The following is a 17,854-nucleotide window of genomic DNA, read 5'->3' as shown; positions in this document are numbered from 1 at the left end:
TTCTCCCGCCATGGCGTGGAGAAGGACGAGCGCGCGCTGGCCATCGAACGGGCCGAGATCGAGCGTCTGGCCAAGGACCGCGATGACGAGAAGGCGATCATCGAGCGCTCCATCTACGGCCGTCTGCGCGAGCTGCTGCTCGGCAAGCAGGCCGACAAGGGCCCGAAGGGCTTCAAGGATGGCGGCAAGATCACCGAGGAGGTTCTCAACGAACTGACCCCGGGCCAGTGGTGGCAGATCAGCCTGAAGAACGAAAAGAACATGGCTGACGTCGAGGCGCTGAAGAAGCAGTACGACACGGCCACCGCGCGCATCCAGAAGCGCTTCGAGGACAAGGTTGAGAAGCTGCAGCGCGGCGACGAGCTGCCGCCCGGCGTGATGAAGATGGTCAAGGTCTTCGTCGCGGTGAAGCGCAAGCTGCAGCCCGGCGACAAGATGGCTGGCCGTCACGGCAACAAGGGCGTCATCTCGCGCATCGTGCCCGAGGAGGACATGCCCTACCTCGAGGACGGCACGCCGGTCGATATCGTGCTGAACCCGCTGGGCGTGCCGTCGCGCATGAACGTCGGTCAGATTCTCGAGACCCATCTGGGCTGGGCCTCCGCGGGCCTCGGCCGCCAGATCGGCGAGATGCTCGACAAGGTGCGCCGCAGCTCGGCCAAGGCCGACGACCTGCGCAAGCTGCTGAAGGGCATCTACTCGAAGCAGGAAGTCGCCGACAAGATCGCCGATCTGTCCGACGACCAGGTGCTGGAGCTCTGCGAGAACCTGCGCCGCGGCGTGCCGATGGCGACCCCGGTCTTCGACGGCGCCCATGAAGCCGACATCGTCGAGATGCTGGAGAAGGCGGAGTTCGACAGGTCCGGCCAGGTCACCCTGGTGGACGGACGCACGGGCGAGCCCTTCGACCGCAAGGTCACGGTCGGTTACATCTACATGCTGAAGCTGCATCACCTGGTGGACGACAAGATCCACGCCCGGTCGATCGGCCCCTACAGCCTGGTTACCCAGCAGCCGCTGGGCGGCAAGGCACAGTTCGGTGGTCAGCGCTTCGGCGAGATGGAGGTCTGGGCGCTCCAGGCCTACGGCGCCGCCTATACCCTGCAGGAGATGCTCACCGTCAAGTCGGACGACGTGGCGGGCCGCTCGAAGGTCTACGAGGCCATCGTGCGCGGCGACGACAACTTCGAGGCGGGTATTCCGGAATCGTTCAACGTGCTGGTCAAGGAAATGCGGTCGCTCGGCCTCAATGTCGAGCTGTCGCAGCGTTCCTACTGACCATCGCGCAACGCATTCTCCAATAGGAGACGAGACACATGAACGAACTGAGCAACGTATTCGGCCAGCCGCAGGGCGCCCAGAGCTTCGATCAGATCCAGATCTCGATCGCGTCGCCGGAGCGCATCCGCTCCTGGTCCTATGGCGAGATCAAGAAGCCGGAAACCATCAACTACCGGACCTTCAAGCCGGAACGCGATGGCCTGTTCTGCGCGCGCATCTTCGGTCCGATCAAGGACTACGAGTGCCTGTGCGGCAAGTACAAGCGGATGAAGTATCGCGGCGTGATCTGCGAGAAGTGCGGCGTTGAAGTCACGCTCTCGAAGGTCCGGCGCGAGCGCATGGGCCATATCGAGCTGGCCTCGCCGGTGGCGCATATCTGGTTCCTGAAGTCGCTGCCGAGCCGCATCGGTCTCATGCTCGACATGACGCTGAAAGACCTCGAGCGGATTCTGTACTTCGAGAACTATGTCGTGGTGGAGCCGGGCCTTTCGCCGCTGAAGCAGTTCGACCTGCTGACGGAAGAGCAGCTCTACAAGGCGCAGGAAGAGTACGGCGAGGACGCTTTCGTCGCCAAGATCGGCGCCGAGGCGATCCGCGACCTGCTGATGGCGATCGACCTCGAGAAGGAGCGCGACAAGATCCGCGAGGAGCTGGCCGAGACGACGTCGGAACTGAAGCCGAAGAAGCTGGTCAAGCGCCTCAAGCTGGTCGAGTCCTTCATCGAATCCGGCAACAAGCCGGAATGGATGGTCATGACCGTCATTCCGGTCATTCCGCCCGAGCTGCGCCCGCTGGTGCCGCTCGACGGCGGCCGGTTCGCCACCTCGGACCTGAACGACCTCTACCGCCGCGTGATCAACCGCAACAACCGCCTGAAGCGGCTGATCGAGCTGCGCGCACCCGACATCATCGTGCGCAACGAGAAGCGCATGCTGCAGGAGGCCGTAGACGCCCTGTTCGACAATGGTCGCCGCGGCCGCGTCATCACCGGCGCCAACAAGCGTCCGCTGAAGTCGCTCAGCGACATGCTGAAGGGCAAGCAGGGCCGCTTCCGCCAGAACCTGCTCGGCAAGCGCGTCGACTATTCCGGCCGTTCGGTCATCGTGGTCGGCCCCGAGCTCAAGCTGCACCAGTGCGGCCTGCCGAAGAAGATGGCGCTCGAGCTGTTCAAGCCCTTCATCTACTCCAAGCTTGAGCTGCGCGGCCTCGCCGCGACGGTCAAGATGGCCAAGAAGATGGTGGAGAAGGAGCGTCCCGAGGTCTGGGATATCCTCGAAGAAGTCATCCGCGAGCATCCGGTGCTGCTGAACCGCGCGCCGACCCTGCACCGCCTCGGCATCCAGGCCTTCGAGCCGATGCTGATCGAGGGTAAGGCCATCCAGCTGCATCCGCTGGTCTGCGCCGCGTTCAACGCCGACTTCGACGGCGACCAGATGGCGGTCCACGTGCCGCTGTCGCTGGAGTCGCAGCTCGAGGCCCGCGTGCTGATGATGTCCACCAACAACATCCTCAGCCCGGCGAACGGCAAGCCGATCATCGTGCCGTCGCAGGACATCGTGCTCGGCCTCTACTACCTGACCATGGAGCGTCCGGCGCCGCTGGGCGACGTGGTCAGGATCAAGGACACCGCCGCCCTGATGAAGGCCTGGGCCGAGGATGACATCATCCTGTTCGACCCGAAGACCCACATCGAGCTGCCCAAGACCACGGTCAAGGCCGAGGTCGAGCGTCTGCTGCAGGCCGGTGCCATCGTCGAGCGCGTGCCGGTGTTTGCGACCGTCGCCGAGATCCAGCAGGCGCTGGATGCCAAGGCGATCTCGCTGCATCACCGCATCAAGGCCCGCCTCGAGACGGTGGACGCGGACGGCAACCCCGTCGTGCTGCGCGTCACCACCACGCCGGGCCGCATGCTGCTGAGCGAGATCCTGCCCAAGCACAAGAACGTGCCGTTCCGGGTCATTAACCAGCTGCTGACCAAGAAGGAGATCACCAACGTCATCGACGTGGTGTATCGCCATTGCGGCCAGAAGGAGACGGTCATCTTCTGCGACAAGATGATGGCTCTCGGCTTCAACCGCGCCTTCAAGGCCGGCATCTCGTTTGGCAAGGACGACATGGTCGTGCCGAAGACCAAGGAGAAGCTGATCGAGGAGACCCGCAAGCTGGTCGCCGAGTACGAGCAGCAGTACCAGGATGGCCTGATCACCCAGGGCGAGAAGTACAACAAGGTGGTCGATGCCTGGTCGCAGTGCACCGACCGCGTTGCCGACGAGATGATGAAGGTCATTCAGACCGACATCGACGAAGTGTCGGGCGGCCGCAAGCCGATCAACTCGATCTGGATGATGGCCCATTCCGGCGCCCGCGGTTCGGCGGCGCAGATGAAGCAGCTCGCCGGCATGCGCGGCCTGATGGCCAAGCCGTCGGGCGAGATCATCGAGACGCCGATCATCTCGAACTTCAAGGAAGGCCTCACCGTGCTCGAGTACTTCAACTCGACCCACGGCGCCCGCAAGGGTCTGGCCGACACCGCCCTGAAGACCGCGAACTCGGGCTACCTGACCCGCCGTCTCGTCGACGTGGCGCAGGACTGCATCATCACCGAGGAGGATTGCGGCACCGAGCGCGGCCTGACCGTCCGCGAGGTGGTCGAGGGCGCCGAGGTGATCGCCACGCTGGGCGAGCGCATCCTGGGCCGTTCGGCGGCCGTCGACATCAAGCATCCGCTGACCGGCGAGGTGCTGATGAAGAAGGCCGAGCTGATCGAGGAGCGCGACGTCGAGCGCATCGAGCAGGCGGGCGTGGAAAGCGTCCTGATCCGTTCGGTGCTGACCTGCGAGTCCGAAAACGGCGTCTGTGGCATGTGCTACGGCCGTGACCTGGCCCGCGGCACGCGCGTCAACATCGGCGAGGCGGTCGGCGTCATCGCCGCCCAGTCGATCGGCGAGCCGGGCACCCAGCTCACCATGCGCACCTTCCATATCGGCGGCACCGCCCAGGTGGCGGAGCAGTCGAGCCTGGAGGCCGCCTACGACGCGACGATCAAGATCGTCAACCGCAACCTCGTTACCGACAGCCAGGGCCGCTTCGTGGTCATGGGCCGCAACTGCGAGATCGTGCTGGTCGACCAGAACGGCCGCGAGCGCGCCCGCCACAAGGTGCCGTATGGCGCCCGTCTGGTGGCCGACGAGGGCGGCACGGTGAAGAAGGGGCAGCGGATCGCCGAATGGGATCCGTATACCCGCCCGATCATCACCGAGCGCGAGGGTATCGTGAACTACCGCGACCTCGTGGAAGGCGTGTCGATGCGCGAGGCGACCGACGAGTCCACCGGTATCTCCTACAAGGTGGTCTCCGACTGGAAGCAGAACCCGAAGGGCAGCGAGCTGCGTCCGCGCATCACGCTGCGTGACGACAAGGGCGAGGTGCTCACCCTGGTGAGCGGCGCCGAGGCCCGTTACTACCTGTCGGCGGACGCGATCCTGTCGGTCGAGGACGGCGCCAAGGTGCATGCCGGCGACGTGCTGGCCCGTATCCCGGTGGAAGGCACCAAGACCCGCGACATCACGGGCGGTCTGCCGCGCGTGGCGGAGCTGTTCGAGGCCCGTCGTCCGAAGGATCATGCGGTCATCGCGGAAATCGACGGCCGCGTCGAGTTCGGCAAGGATTACAAGGCCAAGCGCCGCCTGATCCTCAAGCCGGCCGACGAGAGCCAGGAGCCGATCGAGTACCTGATCCCGAAGGGCAAGCACATTGCCGTCCAGGAAGGCGACTTCGTGCGCAAGGGCGACCATCTGCTCGATGGCAACCCGGCACCGCACGACATCCTCAAGGTGCTCGGCGTCGAAGCGCTGGCCAACTATCTCGTCAACGAGATCCAGGAGGTCTATCGTCTGCAGGGCGTGAAGATCAACGACAAGCACATCGAGGTGATCTGCCGCCAGATGCTGCAGAAGGTCGAGATCACCGATCCGGGCGAGACCACCTTCCTGATCGGCGAGCAGGTCGACAAGGTCGAGTTCGACGAGGTCAACGCGAAGACCGCGGCCGAGGGCCGCAAGGTCGCCAAGGGTGTGCCGGTTCTGCTCGGCATCACCAAGGCGAGCCTGCAGACCCGCTCCTTCTTCTCGGCGGCCTCTTTCCAGGAGACCACCCGCGTGCTCACCGAGGCGGCCGTCGGCGGCAAGGTGGACAAGCTGGTCGGCCTGAAGGAGAACGTGATCGTCGGCCGCCTGATCCCGGTCGGCACCGGCGCCATCATGAACCGCATGAAGCAGCTTGCCGCACAGCGCGACCGCGAATTCGCGGATGCGCTGGAGAGCGAGCTGCAGGCGGCCGTGGGCGACGCTGCGGAGTAAATTTCCGGTTCGTGCCGGAAAGCGAAAGGGCGGTCCGATGGGCCGCCCTTTTTCGTTGCGCCGCTTGTCGCTGGGGCAGAATCGCCGTAAGCCGTAGGGATGGAATGGCAGGATGAAGGCGTTGTCCTGAGCGTGCGGCATCACGGCGAGAATGCCCGCATCGCGACGCTGCTCACGACATCCTACGGCCGCCATGCCGGCCTGCTGCGCGGCTCCGGCTCGGGAAAGGGCGGGGCGCTGCAGCCCGGCCAGATCGTCCGCGCCGAATGGCGGGCGCGCCTGTCGGATCAGCTTGGTTACTACACGCTGGAGCCGCTGCAGCATCCTGCCGCGATGATGCTCGACGATCCGGCGCGGCTGGCGGCGCTTTCGGCCGTCTGTGCGCTGATCGACGCGGCGCTGCCGGAGCGGGAGCCGCATCCGAATCTCTTCGCCGCCACCCGGGCATTGTTCACCTTTATGGCCGAGATGCCGGATCCCGATGCCTGGGGCGCGCTCTATGTGCGGTGGGAAACCGGTCTGCTGGCCGAGATGGGCTACGGCCTCGATCTCGAGGCCTGCGCCGCTACCGGCGCCACCACCGGCCTGACGCATGTGTCGCCGCGCACCGGTCGCGCCGTTTCCGCCGAGGCAGCCGCACCCTATGCCGACCGGCTGCTGGGGCTGCCGGGCTTCCTGGTGCCCGGCCGCGGCATCGCCCACAACGATCCGATGGCCGAGGTTCTCGCCGGCCTCGAACTTACCGGCCATTTCCTGGAGAATCGGCTGTTCGCCCAGCTGCATGCTCCTGTGCCGGCGTCGCGATACCGACTTCTCGAGCTGGTGCGTAGAACTGCCCGGCCAAATTCTGTAGAAAGCGCGTCATGAGCAAGCATCTGCCGCCCAAAGACATTCCCGAAGACATCCGCAACATTCCGCTGCCCGACGCGCTGTCCGAGCGCTACCTGGCCTATGCGATGAGCACCATCACCGCGCGGTCGCTGCCCGACGTGCGCGACGGCCTCAAGCCGGTGCAGCGCCGCGTGCTCTTCGCCATGCGGCTGCTCAAGCTCGATCCCAATGCCGGCTACAAGAAATGCGCCCGCGTCGTCGGCGACGTAATCGGTAAGTACCATCCCCACGGCGACCAGTCGGTCTATGACGCCTTGGTGCGGCTCGCGCAGGATTTCGCCCAGCGTTACCCGCTGGTGGACGGGCAGGGCAACTTCGGCAATATCGACGGCGATAACGCCGCGGCGATGCGATATACCGAGGCGCGTCTGACCGAAGTCGCCAATGTACTGCTCGCGGGCCTCGACGACGACACGGTCGATTTCCGTCCCAACTACGATGGCGAGAATGACGAGCCGGTGGTGCTGCCGGCCGGGCTGCCGAACCTGCTGGCCAACGGCGCCAGCGGCATTGCGGTCGGCATGGCAACCTCGATCCCGCCGCATAACCTGCCTGAGCTCTGCGACGCCCTGCTGCATCTGATCAAGCACCGGAATGCGACGATCGAGAAGCTGGTTGAATTCGTGCAGGGTCCGGATTTCCCGACCGGGGGCATCCTGGTCGAACCGCTGGCCACGCGGATCGAGGCCTACAAGACCGGCCGCGGCAGCTTCCGCCTGCGCGCGCGCTGGCACAAGGAGGACCTGCCGCGCGGCACCTGGCAGATCGTCGTCACCGAGATTCCCTATCAGGTGCAGAAGTCGCGCCTGATCGAAAAGATCGCCGAGCTGATCACCGAGCGGAAGGCGCCGCTGCTGGACGACGTGCGCGATGAATCGGCCGAGGATATCCGCCTCGTTCTGGTGCCGAAGAGCAAGAACGTCGATCCGGCCGTGCTGATGGAAAGCCTGTTCCGCAGCACCGATCTGGAGACGCGCTTCCCGCTCAATCTCAACGTGCTGGACCATGGCCGCCAGCCCAAGGTGATGAACCTGCGGGAAGCCCTGCAGGCCTATCTCGATCATCGCCACGAGGTTCTGGAGCGGCGCAGCAAATTCCGTCTCGGCAAGATCGAGCACCGGCTGGAAGTGCTGGACGGTTACCTGATCGCCTATCTGAATCTGGACGAGGTGATCGAGATCATCCGGCGCGAGGACGAGCCGAAGCCGGTGCTGATGAAGCGCTTCAAGCTCACCGATGTGCAGGCCGAGGCGATCCTGAACATGCGTCTGCGCAGCCTGCGACGCCTGGAAGAGATGGAGATCAGGGGCGAGCACAAGAAGCTGTCGCAGGAGAAGGCCGAGCTGAAGAAGCTGCTCGGCGACGAAGGCCTGCGCTGGCAGGCGATTTCGGGCGAGATCCAGGAGCTGAAAAAGCAGTTCGGCCCGAAGACGGCGCTTGGGAAGCGCCGGACCAGCATTGCCGATGCGCCGGTCATTTCGGAGGAGGCCTTCGAGGTTCTGGTCGAGCGCGAGCCGATCACCGTGATCTGCTCGGCCAAGGGCTGGATCCGTGCCGTGAAGGGCCATGTGGAGGATGAGGGCACTGCCTCCTTCAAGGAAGGCGACAAGGGCCGCTTCTGGCTGCATGCCGAGACCACCGACAAGCTGCTGCTGTTCGGCACCAACGGACGCGCTTACACGATTGCCTGCGACAAGCTGCCCCGCGGCCGCGGTCACGGCGAGCCGGTGCGGCTGATGGTTGACCTCGGCAACGATCAGGACATCGTCGCGCTGTTCAAATACCAGGGCGACCGCAAGCTGCTGGTGGCGAGCAGCGACGGCCGCGGCTTCATCTGCCCGGAGGCAGAGATGCTGGCCGGCACGCGCACCGGCAAGCAGATACTCAACGTGGCCGCCCCGGCCGAAGCCTGCGTCTGCCGTCCCGTGGAGGGCGACATGGTCGCCGTGGTCGGCGACAATCGCAAACTGCTGCTCTTCCCGCTGGATCAGCTGCCAGAGATGACCCGCGGCAGGGGCATCACCCTGCAGAAGTACAAGGATGGGGGCCTGGCCGACGCCAAGACCTTCGCCTGGAAGCAGGGGCTTAGCTGGACCGACTCTTCTGGCCGGGTGAAGACCGAGACCGATCTCAAGGAATATCGCGGCGAGCGGGCGCAGGCAGGCCGTATCGCACCGCGTGGCTTCAACAAGAATAACCGGTTCGGATGAGCCGGCCCGGCCGACCGGGCTAGAACACGAAGAGATACAGCAGGATGATGATGGGGATGGGGATGCCCAGCAGCCAGAGCAGAATGCCCTTCATGGTTCCTCCGTTCCGTCGATTGATCCTGTAACACGGCAGAACCTAAAATCGCTCCGTGCCAAACCGGGGCTTGGCCCCCCGGTCTTGACTTCAGGATTAGAGTACTCTATATGTTCTTATTGCCTAGGACCGAAGTTCAACCCCTGACGGACCTGCAGATGCGCGCCAGTTTTGACAGAAATGGCGGTTTTCCGCTGCGAGCGAGGCTGAGCCACGGCATTTGCCGGGATTCAACGGGATTCAACGGGATTGAACAGGACTCAACGGGATTCAACTGGCTCCCAACAGGACTGAACTGGCTCTCTACGGGACTCAACTGGCTTCGAACCGGCTCCAACTGGCCTCGGGATGGCGCTGATCCGGCTGTGGCCGGACAGGCCTGGACCGGCGGGGCCGTGCGATGCTGACCGAGTATCTGCAGGCCGCCCTGCTGGGGATCGTGGAGGGACTGACCGAGTTCATCCCGGTCTCCTCGACGGGCCATCTGATCCTGCTGATCGACCTGCTGGGTTTTCGCGGTCCGCCCGGCAAGGTGTTCGAGATCGCCATCCAGCTGGGCGCGATCCTCGCCATCTGCGTCGTCTACTGGCCGCGGCTGTCCGGCACCCTGGCCGGACTGGGGCGCGATCCGCGTGCCAACCGCTTCACCGTCAATGTGCTGCTGGGTTTTCTGCCGGCGCTGGTGATCGGCTTTTTCGCCCATGGCTTCATCAAGGGCGTGCTGTTCAATCCCTGGGTCGTTTCGGTTGCGCTGATCGTTGGCGGCCTGGCCATCCTCGTCATCGAACGCTGGGTCGGCCGGGGCGAGACCCGGAGCGTGGACGACTTTCCCTTTTCGCTCAGCCTCAGGATCGGTCTGCTGCAGTGCCTTGCCATGATCCCCGGCGTGTCCCGGTCGGGCGCCACCATCATGGGCGCCCGTGCCCTCGGGGTGCAGCCTGCCGCGGCGGCGGAATTCTCCTTCTTCCTTGCCGTGCCCACCATGGTCGCGGCCACCTGCTATGATCTCTACAAGAACTGGTCGTCGCTGACGCTGGAAGGCAGCGGCCTGATTGCAACCGGTTTCATCGTTGCCTTCCTCTGCGCCGTTCTGGTCGTGCGCAGCGTGATCGCCTTCATCAACCGCTACGGTTTCGTGCCCTTTGCCTGGTATCGCATTGTCATCGGGGGCGCGATGCTGTTGCTGCTGAGCCTCAGATAAGAAGAAGAGGGAGGAGGGGAACGTGACACTGCCGGCTTCCGTATTCGCCGCCTTCAAGGCATCGGCCGAGGCGCATCCGGAGAAAAGCTTTCTCTGCGTTCCGGCGCGGGTGGATCGCGACTGGTCGCCGTCCGGCGCCGAGTACAGCTACGGCGAATGCCTGCAGATCGTTGAAGACCTCCGCAAGCGCTACGAGGCTGCCGGTTACGGCATCGGACATCGCGTGGCGCTGCTGCTGGAAATGCGGCCGGATCATTTCTTCCATTTCCTGGCGCTGAACGCGCTTGGCTGCGGCATCGTGCCGGTCAATCCGGATTACCGTCATGATGAAACGCTGTATCTCGTCGACCATTCGGAAGCCGATCTGCTCGTCTGCCTGCCGCACCGGCTGGCCGATATGGAGAAGGTGGCTGCCGACCGGCAATCCAAGCCGCTGCCGGTGCTGAATGCGCTGGACATGCCGCGCGAATTGCCGCGGCCGCAGACGCCGCGTCGGCCGGGCGAGCCGGACCACGAGACCGAATGCGGCCTGCTCTATACCTCGGGCACGACCGGCCGGCCGAAAGGCTGTATCCTCAGCAACTTCTACTATCTCAATGCCGGCGCCTGGTATCGCGATCTCGGCGGCCGGCTGGCGATCCGCGAGGGCGAGGACCGCTTCTATAATCCGCTGCCACTCTTCCACATGAATCACGGCGCGGTGACCGCCTGCTGCGCCATGCTCACCGCCAACTGCCTGATCCTGACCGAACGGTTCAGTCCGAACCGCTGGTGGCAGGAAGTCGTGCAGACCGGGGCTACCATCATTCACTATCTCGGCGTCGTGCCGCCGCTGCTGCTCAATCAGCCGGTCAGCGAGGAGGAAAGGCGGCATAGCGTGCGCTTCGGCCTCGGTGCCGGCGTCGAGCCGGAACTGCACGAGCCGTTCGAGAAGCGTTTCGGTTTCCCGCTGGTGGAAGTCTGGGGCATGACCGAAACCGGCCGGATTTTCACCGACAATCACGAGCCGCGGCAGATCCACACCCGCGCCTTCGGCCGGCCGCTGCCGGGCCTGGAGGCCATGGTGGCCGACGACCAGGGACGGGAAGTGCCGCGCGGGCAGGATGGCGAGCTGCTGGTGCGCCATTCCGCCGCAACGCCGCGCCATGGCTTTTTCTCCGGTTACCTGAAGAATGAGCAGGCGACCGAGGAAGCCTGGGCGGGCGGCTGGTTCCATACCGGCGACGTGGTGCGGCAGGCCGAAGACGGCATGCTGTATTTCGTCGATCGCAAGAAGAACATCATCCGCCGTTCGGGCGAGAATATCGCCGCCGCCGAGATCGAGGCCTGCCTGCAGGCCCATGAGGCCGTGGCGCAGGTGGCGGTGCTGGCGGCGCCGGACGAAATCCGCGAGGAAGAGGTAATGGCCTGTATCGTGCCCATGCAGGGCGTTGCGCCGGGGCCGGAACTGGGCGAGGCGCTGTTTGCCTGGTGCTACGAGCGTCTGGCCTATTTCAAGGCGCCGGGCTGGATCCTGTTTGTCGAGACGCTGCCGACGACGGGAACGCAGAAGGTGCAGAAGACGCAGATCTTCGCGCCGGGCGAGGATCCGCGCAAACGCGCGGGCATTCTGGATTTCCGCAGCAGGAAGAAGCGGTAGGGCTGGTTCACGTATTGCTATGAACATGACAATGGGAATGACCACCGAAGCAACTGACACATCGATCACCCCGCGCGCCGTGGCGACCTGGCTGTTTGCCGTCGCGGCCCTGGTGGCGCTGATGATCGTGATCGGCGGCCTGACGCGCCTGACGGAATCCGGCCTTTCCATGGTGGAGTGGCGGCCGGTGACGGGATGGCTGCCGCCGCTGTCGGAGGCTGCCTGGGTGGCGGAGTTCGAGAAGTACAAGCAGTTCCCGGAATACCAGAAGGTGAATGTCGGGATGACGCTGGACGGCTTCAAAGGCATTTTCTGGCTGGAATACATCCATCGCCTGCTGGGCCGCATCATCGGCCTTGCATTCGCCCTGCCGTTCCTGTGGTTCTGGATCCGCCGCGCCATTCCCGCCGGGATGAAGCGGCATCTGGTGGCGATGTTCCTGCTCGGCGGCGCGCAGGGGGCGCTGGGCTGGTTCATGGTCGCCAGCGGCCTGGTCGATCATCCCGATGTCAGCCATTACCGGCTTACCGCGCATCTCGGGCTGGCCTTCTTCATTTTCGCCTATCTGCTCTGGGGCGGCCTGTCTCTGCTGCGGCAGGGGCGCATGACCGACTGGAGCGGCGGCGGCATCGCGGCGCTGCTCGCCGTGCTCGTCTTCGTGCAGATCCTGTCGGGCGGACTGGTCGCCGGCCTCAATGCCGGGCTGGCGCACAACACCTGGCCGCTGATGGACGGCGCCTTCATCCCGAAGGGCCTGCTGATCATGCAGCCCGCCTGGCTGAACATTTTCGAGAATGCGATGACCGTGCAGTTCCAGCACCGCATGGGCGCCTATGCCGTCACCATCCTTGCCGTCGTAACGGCGCTGCGTCTCAAGGGGCAGGTGGCCACCGGCCTGCGCCATGCGCTGCTGACCGTCGTGGGTCTGCAGGTTCTGCTCGGGATCGTGACGCTGCTGCATCACGTGCCGATTTCTCTCGGCACGCTGCATCAGGCCGGCGCGGTGGCCGTGCTCGGCGTCTGCGTCGCGCTGTGGCATGACCGGGCGTTGCGGAAAGGAGCGGCATGAGCGAGATCGTTCTGCTCTACTGCACCACGGCCAGCGTCGAGGAAGCGGAGAAGGTCGCCGAAGCCGTCGTTGGCCAGCGGCTGGCTGCCTGCGCCAATATCCTTCCCGGCATGCGCTCGCTCTACTGGTGGCAGGGCAAACTGGAGAAGGGCGAGGAGGCGGTGCTGATCCTCAAGACCCGCCGCGACCTGGCGGAGGCTGCCACCGCGGCGGTGAAGGCGGCGCATTCCTACAGCGTGCCCTGCGTCCTGCCGCTGCCGGTCGGCGAGGGCGGCAATGCCGACTACGTGAACTGGCTGTTGAGCGAGACCCGGCGGCCGGCCGTCTAGGGCAGGTGGAAATGCATCGCTGCAATTCCGCCGGTGCCCGCCGGGAATTCGTCTGCTAACCTGCGGCTTCTGGGAGAGTTCCGACATGTCGCGCCACGCCGGTATCCTGACCTTAAGCTTCTCCAGCATCGCCCATACCTATTCGCACCTCTTCACGCTGCTTTATGCCACCGTGGTGCTGGTGCTCGAGCGCGAATGGGGGCTGGGCTACGACACGCTGTTTGCCCTGTCGATCCCGATGAGCGTGCTGTTCGGCGCCGCGGCCCTGCCGGCCGGGTGGCTGGGCGACCGCTGGAGCGCCTCGGGCATGATGGCGCTGTTCTTCCTCGGCGTGGGCGGCTGCTCCATCTGGGCCGGTCTGGCCAATTCGCCGCTGACGATCTGCCTGGCGCTGGCCGGCATCGGGCTCTTTGCCGCCATCTACCACCCGGTGGGCATCCCATGGCTGGTGCGCAACGCGGTCAACCGCGGCCGGGCGCTGGGCGTTAACGGCGTCTTCGGCTCGGCCGGCACGGCGGGTGCCGCGCTGGTGGCGGGCCTGCTCGCCGACCTCTATGGCTGGCGTGCCGCTTTCATCATTCCGGGGGCGGTCTGCCTGGTCACCGGCATCGCCTTCGTCTGGGCCCGGCAGGCCGGCCTGCTGCTCGACCGCAAGGAGGATCTGGTGCCGCAGCCGGCGCCGGCCAAGGGCGATCTCTGGCGGGTCTTCTGGGTCATGTCGGCCACCATGCTCTGCACCGGGCTGCTCTATCAGGCCACGGCCTTCGCGCTGCCCAAGATTTTCGACGAGCGCCTGTCGGACTTCTTCAACGGCAGCATGCTCGGCGTCGGCGGCATGGTGACCTTCGTCTATACCTGCTCGGCGCTGTCGCAGCTGGTGGGCGGCGAACTGGCCGACCGCTTCTCGCTGCGCAAGGTCTACATCGCCGTGCAGTGGCTGCAGATTCCGGTCATCCTGTTCGGCATGGTGCTGATCCATCCCGCGCTGGTCGGCGTGGCGGCGCTGATGGTCAGCCTGAACGTGGCCGGCCAGCCGGCGGAGAATTCGCTGCTGGCCAAGTACACGCCGCCGCAATGGCGTGGCCGGGCTTTCGGCGCGAAATTCGTTCTCACGCTCGGGGTGTCCTCGCTCGGCGTGGCGGTGATCCCGGTGATCTACCGCCTGACCGGTACGCTGGACGTGCTGTTCCTGCTGCTGGCCGGCGCGGCGGCCTGTGCCGGCATCTTCGCGATCATGCTGCCGCGCGACGACAGGGCTGCGTCCAGGCCGGTTGCGCAGGCCGCGGCTGCCGAATAGTCAGTAGGGCAGGCCGACGTAGTTCTCGGCGAAGGAAATCTGGGCCGCCTGCGAGGAGCGCAGGTAATCCAGTTCGGCCTGCTGGATCTTCCGATCGAAGCCGCTGCTGTCCGGGAAGCGGTGCAGCATCGAGGTCATCCACCATGAGAAGCGCTCGGCCTTCCACACCCGGGCGAGCGCCCGCCCCGAGTAGGCGTCGATGCCCTGGCTGGAGCCGCGCTTGTAGAAGTCCAGCAGCGCCTGCCAGAGATAGAACACGTCGCTGGCGGCGAGATTGAGGCCCTTGGCGCCGGTCGGCGGCACGATATGGGCGGCGTCGCCGGCGAGGAACAGCCGGCCGTGGCGCAGCGGTTCGGCGACGAAGCTGCGCAGCGGCGCGATGCTCTTTTCGAAGGACTGGCCAGGTTCGAGCCGCCGGGCCGCCTCGTCGTCCAGGCGCCGCTTCAGTTCCTCGTAGAAGCGCTCGTCTGACCAGTCCTCCACCCGGTCTTCCAGGCTGCACTGGATGTAGAGGCGGCTGCGGGTGGGCGAGCGCATAGAGCAGAGCGCGAAGCCACGCTCGTGGTTGGCGTAGATGAGTTCCTCCGAGACGGGCGGCCTGTCCACCAGGATGCCGAGCCAGCCGAAGGGATAGACCCGCTCGTAGGTTCTGAGCACGGCGTCGGGGATGCTCCGGCGGCTGATGCCGTGATAGCCGTCGCAGCCGGCGATGAAGTCGCAGTCCAGTTCCTGCTCGACGCCCTTGTGCCGGTAGCGGACCTTCGGGCGATCGGACTCGATGTCATGCAGGCTGACATCCTCGGCCTCGTAGACGGTGGTGGCGCCGGCCGCGGCCCGCCCCTCCATGAGGTCCCGGGTGATCTCGGTCTGGCCATAGACGATGACCGCCTTGCCGATCAGGTCGCGGAAGCTGATGCGGTGGCGCTGTCCGCCGAAGGCGAGTTCGACGCCGTCATGGACCAGGCCCTCGCTGTGCATGCGGGCGCCGACCCCGGCCTCGTCCAGCATATCGGCGGTGCCCTTTTCCACGACGCCGGCGCGAACGCGGCCAAGCACGTAGTCGGCGCTGCGCAGTTCGAGGATGACGTTGTCGATACCGTGCCGGGTGAGCAGCTGTCCCAGCAGCAGGCCGGCCGGACCGGCACCGATGATGGCGACCTGGGTGCGCATGGTTTCCTCCCGTGGAGCGCGGTTCTTTTGCTCCAGCACTTAGGTCACCGCGGCCGCCGGCACGATGGACAGGGGCAACATAAAATTGGACAATCCGAACATCAGGGGAGGAGGGCCGGATGGCGCAGGTACCCGTCTATGCGCTCTACGGGGAAGACGACACGGAGATTGCGCCTAACTGGCTGCATTGCGAATCGATCCCCGCCCGCAGCGCGCTGTTCGACTGGGAGATCGGCCTGCACCGGCACCGGCAGTTCTTTCAGATTCTGAACATCACCGGGGGGCAGGCCACCTGCTTCCTGGACGGTCGGGAAATCCGGCTCGCGCCGCCGGCGGCCCTGACCGTTCCGCCCGGGGTTCCCCATGGCTTCCGCTTCTCTCCGGACATCCAGGGGCATGTCATCACCCTGCAGGCCGGCCAGCTGGACGTCATCCTGCGCAGCAGCCCGGAGGCCCGCCGGCTGTTCGGCACGCCCCGGGCGATGCGGATCAGCGACCCGGCCGGTGCAGCGCGGCTGGCCGGAAGCGTCGCGGCGATCGCGGCGGAGTTCCCCGGCAGCGCACCGGGGCGCGCCGGCCTGATCGAGGCGCATCTCGCCATCCTCCTGATCGAGCTCAGCCGGCTGGTGGCGGCAGAGCGGGGCGAGGCGGATGCGGCCTTCCGGCCTATGGAACGGCATGCCGCCGCTTTCCGGGTGCTGCTCGACCGGGAATTCCGGCGCCAGCGTTCCGTGGGATTCTATGCCGCCCAGCTCGGCATTTCGGAGATGCACCTCAACCGGGTCTGCCGCGCCGCCTTCGGCACCTCGGCGCTCGGCGCGATCAACCGGCGCATCATGCTGGAGGCCAGCCGGGACCTCACCTTCACGGTGCTCTCGGTGAAGGAGATCGCCTACTCGCTCGGCTTCGAGGACCCGGCCTATTTCACGCGCTTCTTCACCCGCCATGCCGGCGAGACGCCGACGGCTTTCCGCCGCCGCAACGCGGCCTAGGCAGCGTTCAGCGCCCGGTCGAGATCCCTGATCAGGTCGGCCACATCCTCGATGCCGATCGAGAGCCGCACGACGTTGTCGCCGGCGCCGGCGGCTTCGCGCTGCTCGGGCGAGAGCTGGCGGTGGGTGGTCGAGGCGGGGTGGATGATCAGGCTGCGCGTATCGCCGATATTGGCCAAGTGCGAGAAGATCTGCACGCTGTCGACCATTTTCAGGCCGGCATCGTAGCCGCCCTTCAGGCCGAGGGTGAAAACCGATCCGGCGCCATTGGGTAGGTATTTCTGTGCCAGCCGGTGGTAGCGGTCGCTCTTCAGGCCGGCATAGTTCACCCATTCGACTTTCGGGTGCTTCGAGAGGAATTCCGCCACCGCCAGCGCATTGTCGCAATGCTTGCGCATGCGCAGGCTCAGCGTCTCCATGCCGGTGAGGATCATGAAGGCGTTGAAGGGCGAGATGGCCGGGCCGAGATCGCGCAGGCTGATGGCCCGGCAGGCCACCGCGAAAGCCATGTCGCCGAAGGTCTCCCAGAAGGTCAGGCCGTGATAGGCCGGCGAGGGCTTCGAGAGATGCGGGAACTTGTCATTCTGGCCCCAGTCGAACTTGCCGGAATCGACAATGAGGCCGCCCATGGAGTTGCCATGGCCGCCGAGGAACTTGGTTGCCGAGTGGAGCACGATATCCGCGCCCCATTCGACCGGGCGGCAGAGATAGGGCGTCGCCATGGTGTTGTCGACAATCAGCGGGATGCCGGCCTTGTGCGCGACATCCGCCAGCGCCTCGATGTCCGAGATCACGCCGCCGGGATTGGCCAGGCTCTCGACGAAGATTGCCTTCGTTTTCGGGGTGATCGCCTCGGCAAAGCCGGCGATGTCATCGGGATCGACGAAGGAGGTGTGCCAGTCGAAACGCTTGAAACTGATCCCGAGCTGGGTGATCGAGCCGCCATAGAGCTTGCGCGAGGCAACAATATGGTCGCCCGGATTCATCAGCATGTGGAAGGCCACGACCTGGCTGGCATGGCCTGACGCCACCGCCGTGGCCGCGCGCGCATTCTCCAGCGCCGCGATCTTCTGCTCCAGCACGGCCGTGGTCGGATTGGTTAGGCGCGTATAGATGTTGCCGAAGCTCTGCAGGTTGAACAGCGAAGCCGCCTGGTCCGCATCGTCGAAGACGAAAGCCGTTGTCTGGTAGATCGGCGTCGAACGCGCGCCGGTGACCGGATCGGGCGCGGTGCCGGCATGGACCTGCAGGGTATCGAAGCCGTAGGGAGAGGTATTCTCCGCCGCGCGGGAAGATGCCGCAGCCGCCTTGTTCTTCGGTTCC

Annotated in this window: 10 protein-coding genes and 2 pseudogenes; 10 read left to right on the top strand and 2 right to left on the bottom strand. The window is 65.4% G+C overall.

The features are described 5' to 3' along the window. The 9 genes and pseudogenes from VKZ87_RS00345 to VKZ87_RS00305 all read left to right on the top strand — a co-directional run. Positions 1-1,278 (top strand): annotated as a pseudogene (locus tag VKZ87_RS00345) (DNA-directed RNA polymerase subunit beta); the annotation flags it as partial. A gap of 38 nt (positions 1,279-1,316) precedes the next feature. After that, positions 1,317-5,588 (top strand): annotated as a pseudogene (rpoC, locus tag VKZ87_RS00340) (DNA-directed RNA polymerase subunit beta'); the annotation flags it as partial. A 150-nt stretch (positions 5,589-5,738) separates the two neighbouring features. Further along, the gene (gene recO / locus VKZ87_RS00335; protein ID WP_324219242.1) at positions 5,739-6,506 is read left to right on the top strand and encodes a DNA repair protein RecO; all 768 of its coding nucleotides are present in this window, start codon (positions 5,739-5,741) and stop codon (positions 6,504-6,506) included. Beyond that, positions 6,503-8,740, top strand: coding sequence for a DNA topoisomerase IV subunit A (gene parC / locus VKZ87_RS00330; protein WP_324219241.1), 2,238 nt, complete (start codon positions 6,503-6,505; stop codon positions 8,738-8,740). Before recO ends, parC begins: the two co-directional genes overlap by 4 nt. A 494-nt stretch (positions 8,741-9,234) precedes the next feature. Continuing rightward, positions 9,235-10,035 (top strand): undecaprenyl-diphosphate phosphatase, encoded by an 801-nt coding sequence (locus tag VKZ87_RS00325; RefSeq protein WP_324219240.1) that lies wholly within the window; start codon positions 9,235-9,237, stop codon positions 10,033-10,035. A 22-nt stretch (positions 10,036-10,057) separates the two neighbouring features. Further along, entirely contained in the window at positions 10,058-11,674 is a 1,617-nt protein-coding gene (locus VKZ87_RS00320; protein ID WP_324219239.1) for an AMP-binding protein, read from the top strand. A 37-nt stretch (positions 11,675-11,711) separates the two neighbouring features. Next, positions 11,712-12,743, top strand: coding sequence for a COX15/CtaA family protein (locus tag VKZ87_RS00315; protein WP_324219238.1), 1,032 nt, complete (start codon positions 11,712-11,714; stop codon positions 12,741-12,743). Further along, positions 12,740-13,072 carry a divalent-cation tolerance protein CutA gene (cutA, locus tag VKZ87_RS00310; RefSeq protein ID WP_324219237.1) on the top strand — a complete coding sequence of 111 codons (333 nt, stop codon included), beginning with the start codon at positions 12,740-12,742 and terminating at the stop codon, positions 13,070-13,072. Before VKZ87_RS00315 ends, cutA begins: the two co-directional genes overlap by 4 nt. 85 nt (positions 13,073-13,157) lie before the next feature. Beyond that, positions 13,158-14,369: an MFS transporter gene (locus tag VKZ87_RS00305; RefSeq protein ID WP_324219236.1), complete on the top strand. Its 1,212-nt coding sequence runs from the start codon at positions 13,158-13,160 to the stop codon at positions 14,367-14,369. Here VKZ87_RS00305 and pobA read toward each other — a convergent pair whose 3' ends face one another. Then, positions 14,370-15,539 (bottom strand): 4-hydroxybenzoate 3-monooxygenase, encoded by a 1,170-nt coding sequence (pobA, locus tag VKZ87_RS00300; RefSeq protein WP_324219235.1) that lies wholly within the window; start codon positions 15,537-15,539, stop codon positions 14,370-14,372. 119 nt (positions 15,540-15,658) lie between these two features. Between pobA and VKZ87_RS00295 the strand changes: the two genes are divergently transcribed. After that, entirely contained in the window at positions 15,659-16,531 is an 873-nt protein-coding gene (locus tag VKZ87_RS00295) for a helix-turn-helix domain-containing protein (protein ID WP_324219234.1), read from the top strand. Here VKZ87_RS00295 and VKZ87_RS00290 read toward each other — a convergent pair. Next, positions 16,528-17,781, bottom strand: coding sequence for an O-acetylhomoserine aminocarboxypropyltransferase (locus VKZ87_RS00290; RefSeq protein WP_324219244.1), 1,254 nt, complete (start codon positions 17,779-17,781; stop codon positions 16,528-16,530). The genes VKZ87_RS00295 and VKZ87_RS00290 overlap by 4 nt on opposite strands. Positions 17,782-17,854 lie beyond the last annotated feature (73 nt).

It is taken from the genome of Ferrovibrio sp., assembly GCF_035304305.1.
Classification (GTDB): domain Bacteria; phylum Pseudomonadota; class Alphaproteobacteria; order Ferrovibrionales; family Ferrovibrionaceae; genus Ferrovibrio.
The sequence above is the reverse complement of the archived record's forward strand: the minus strand, read 5'-3'. Positions and strand labels throughout refer to the sequence as shown.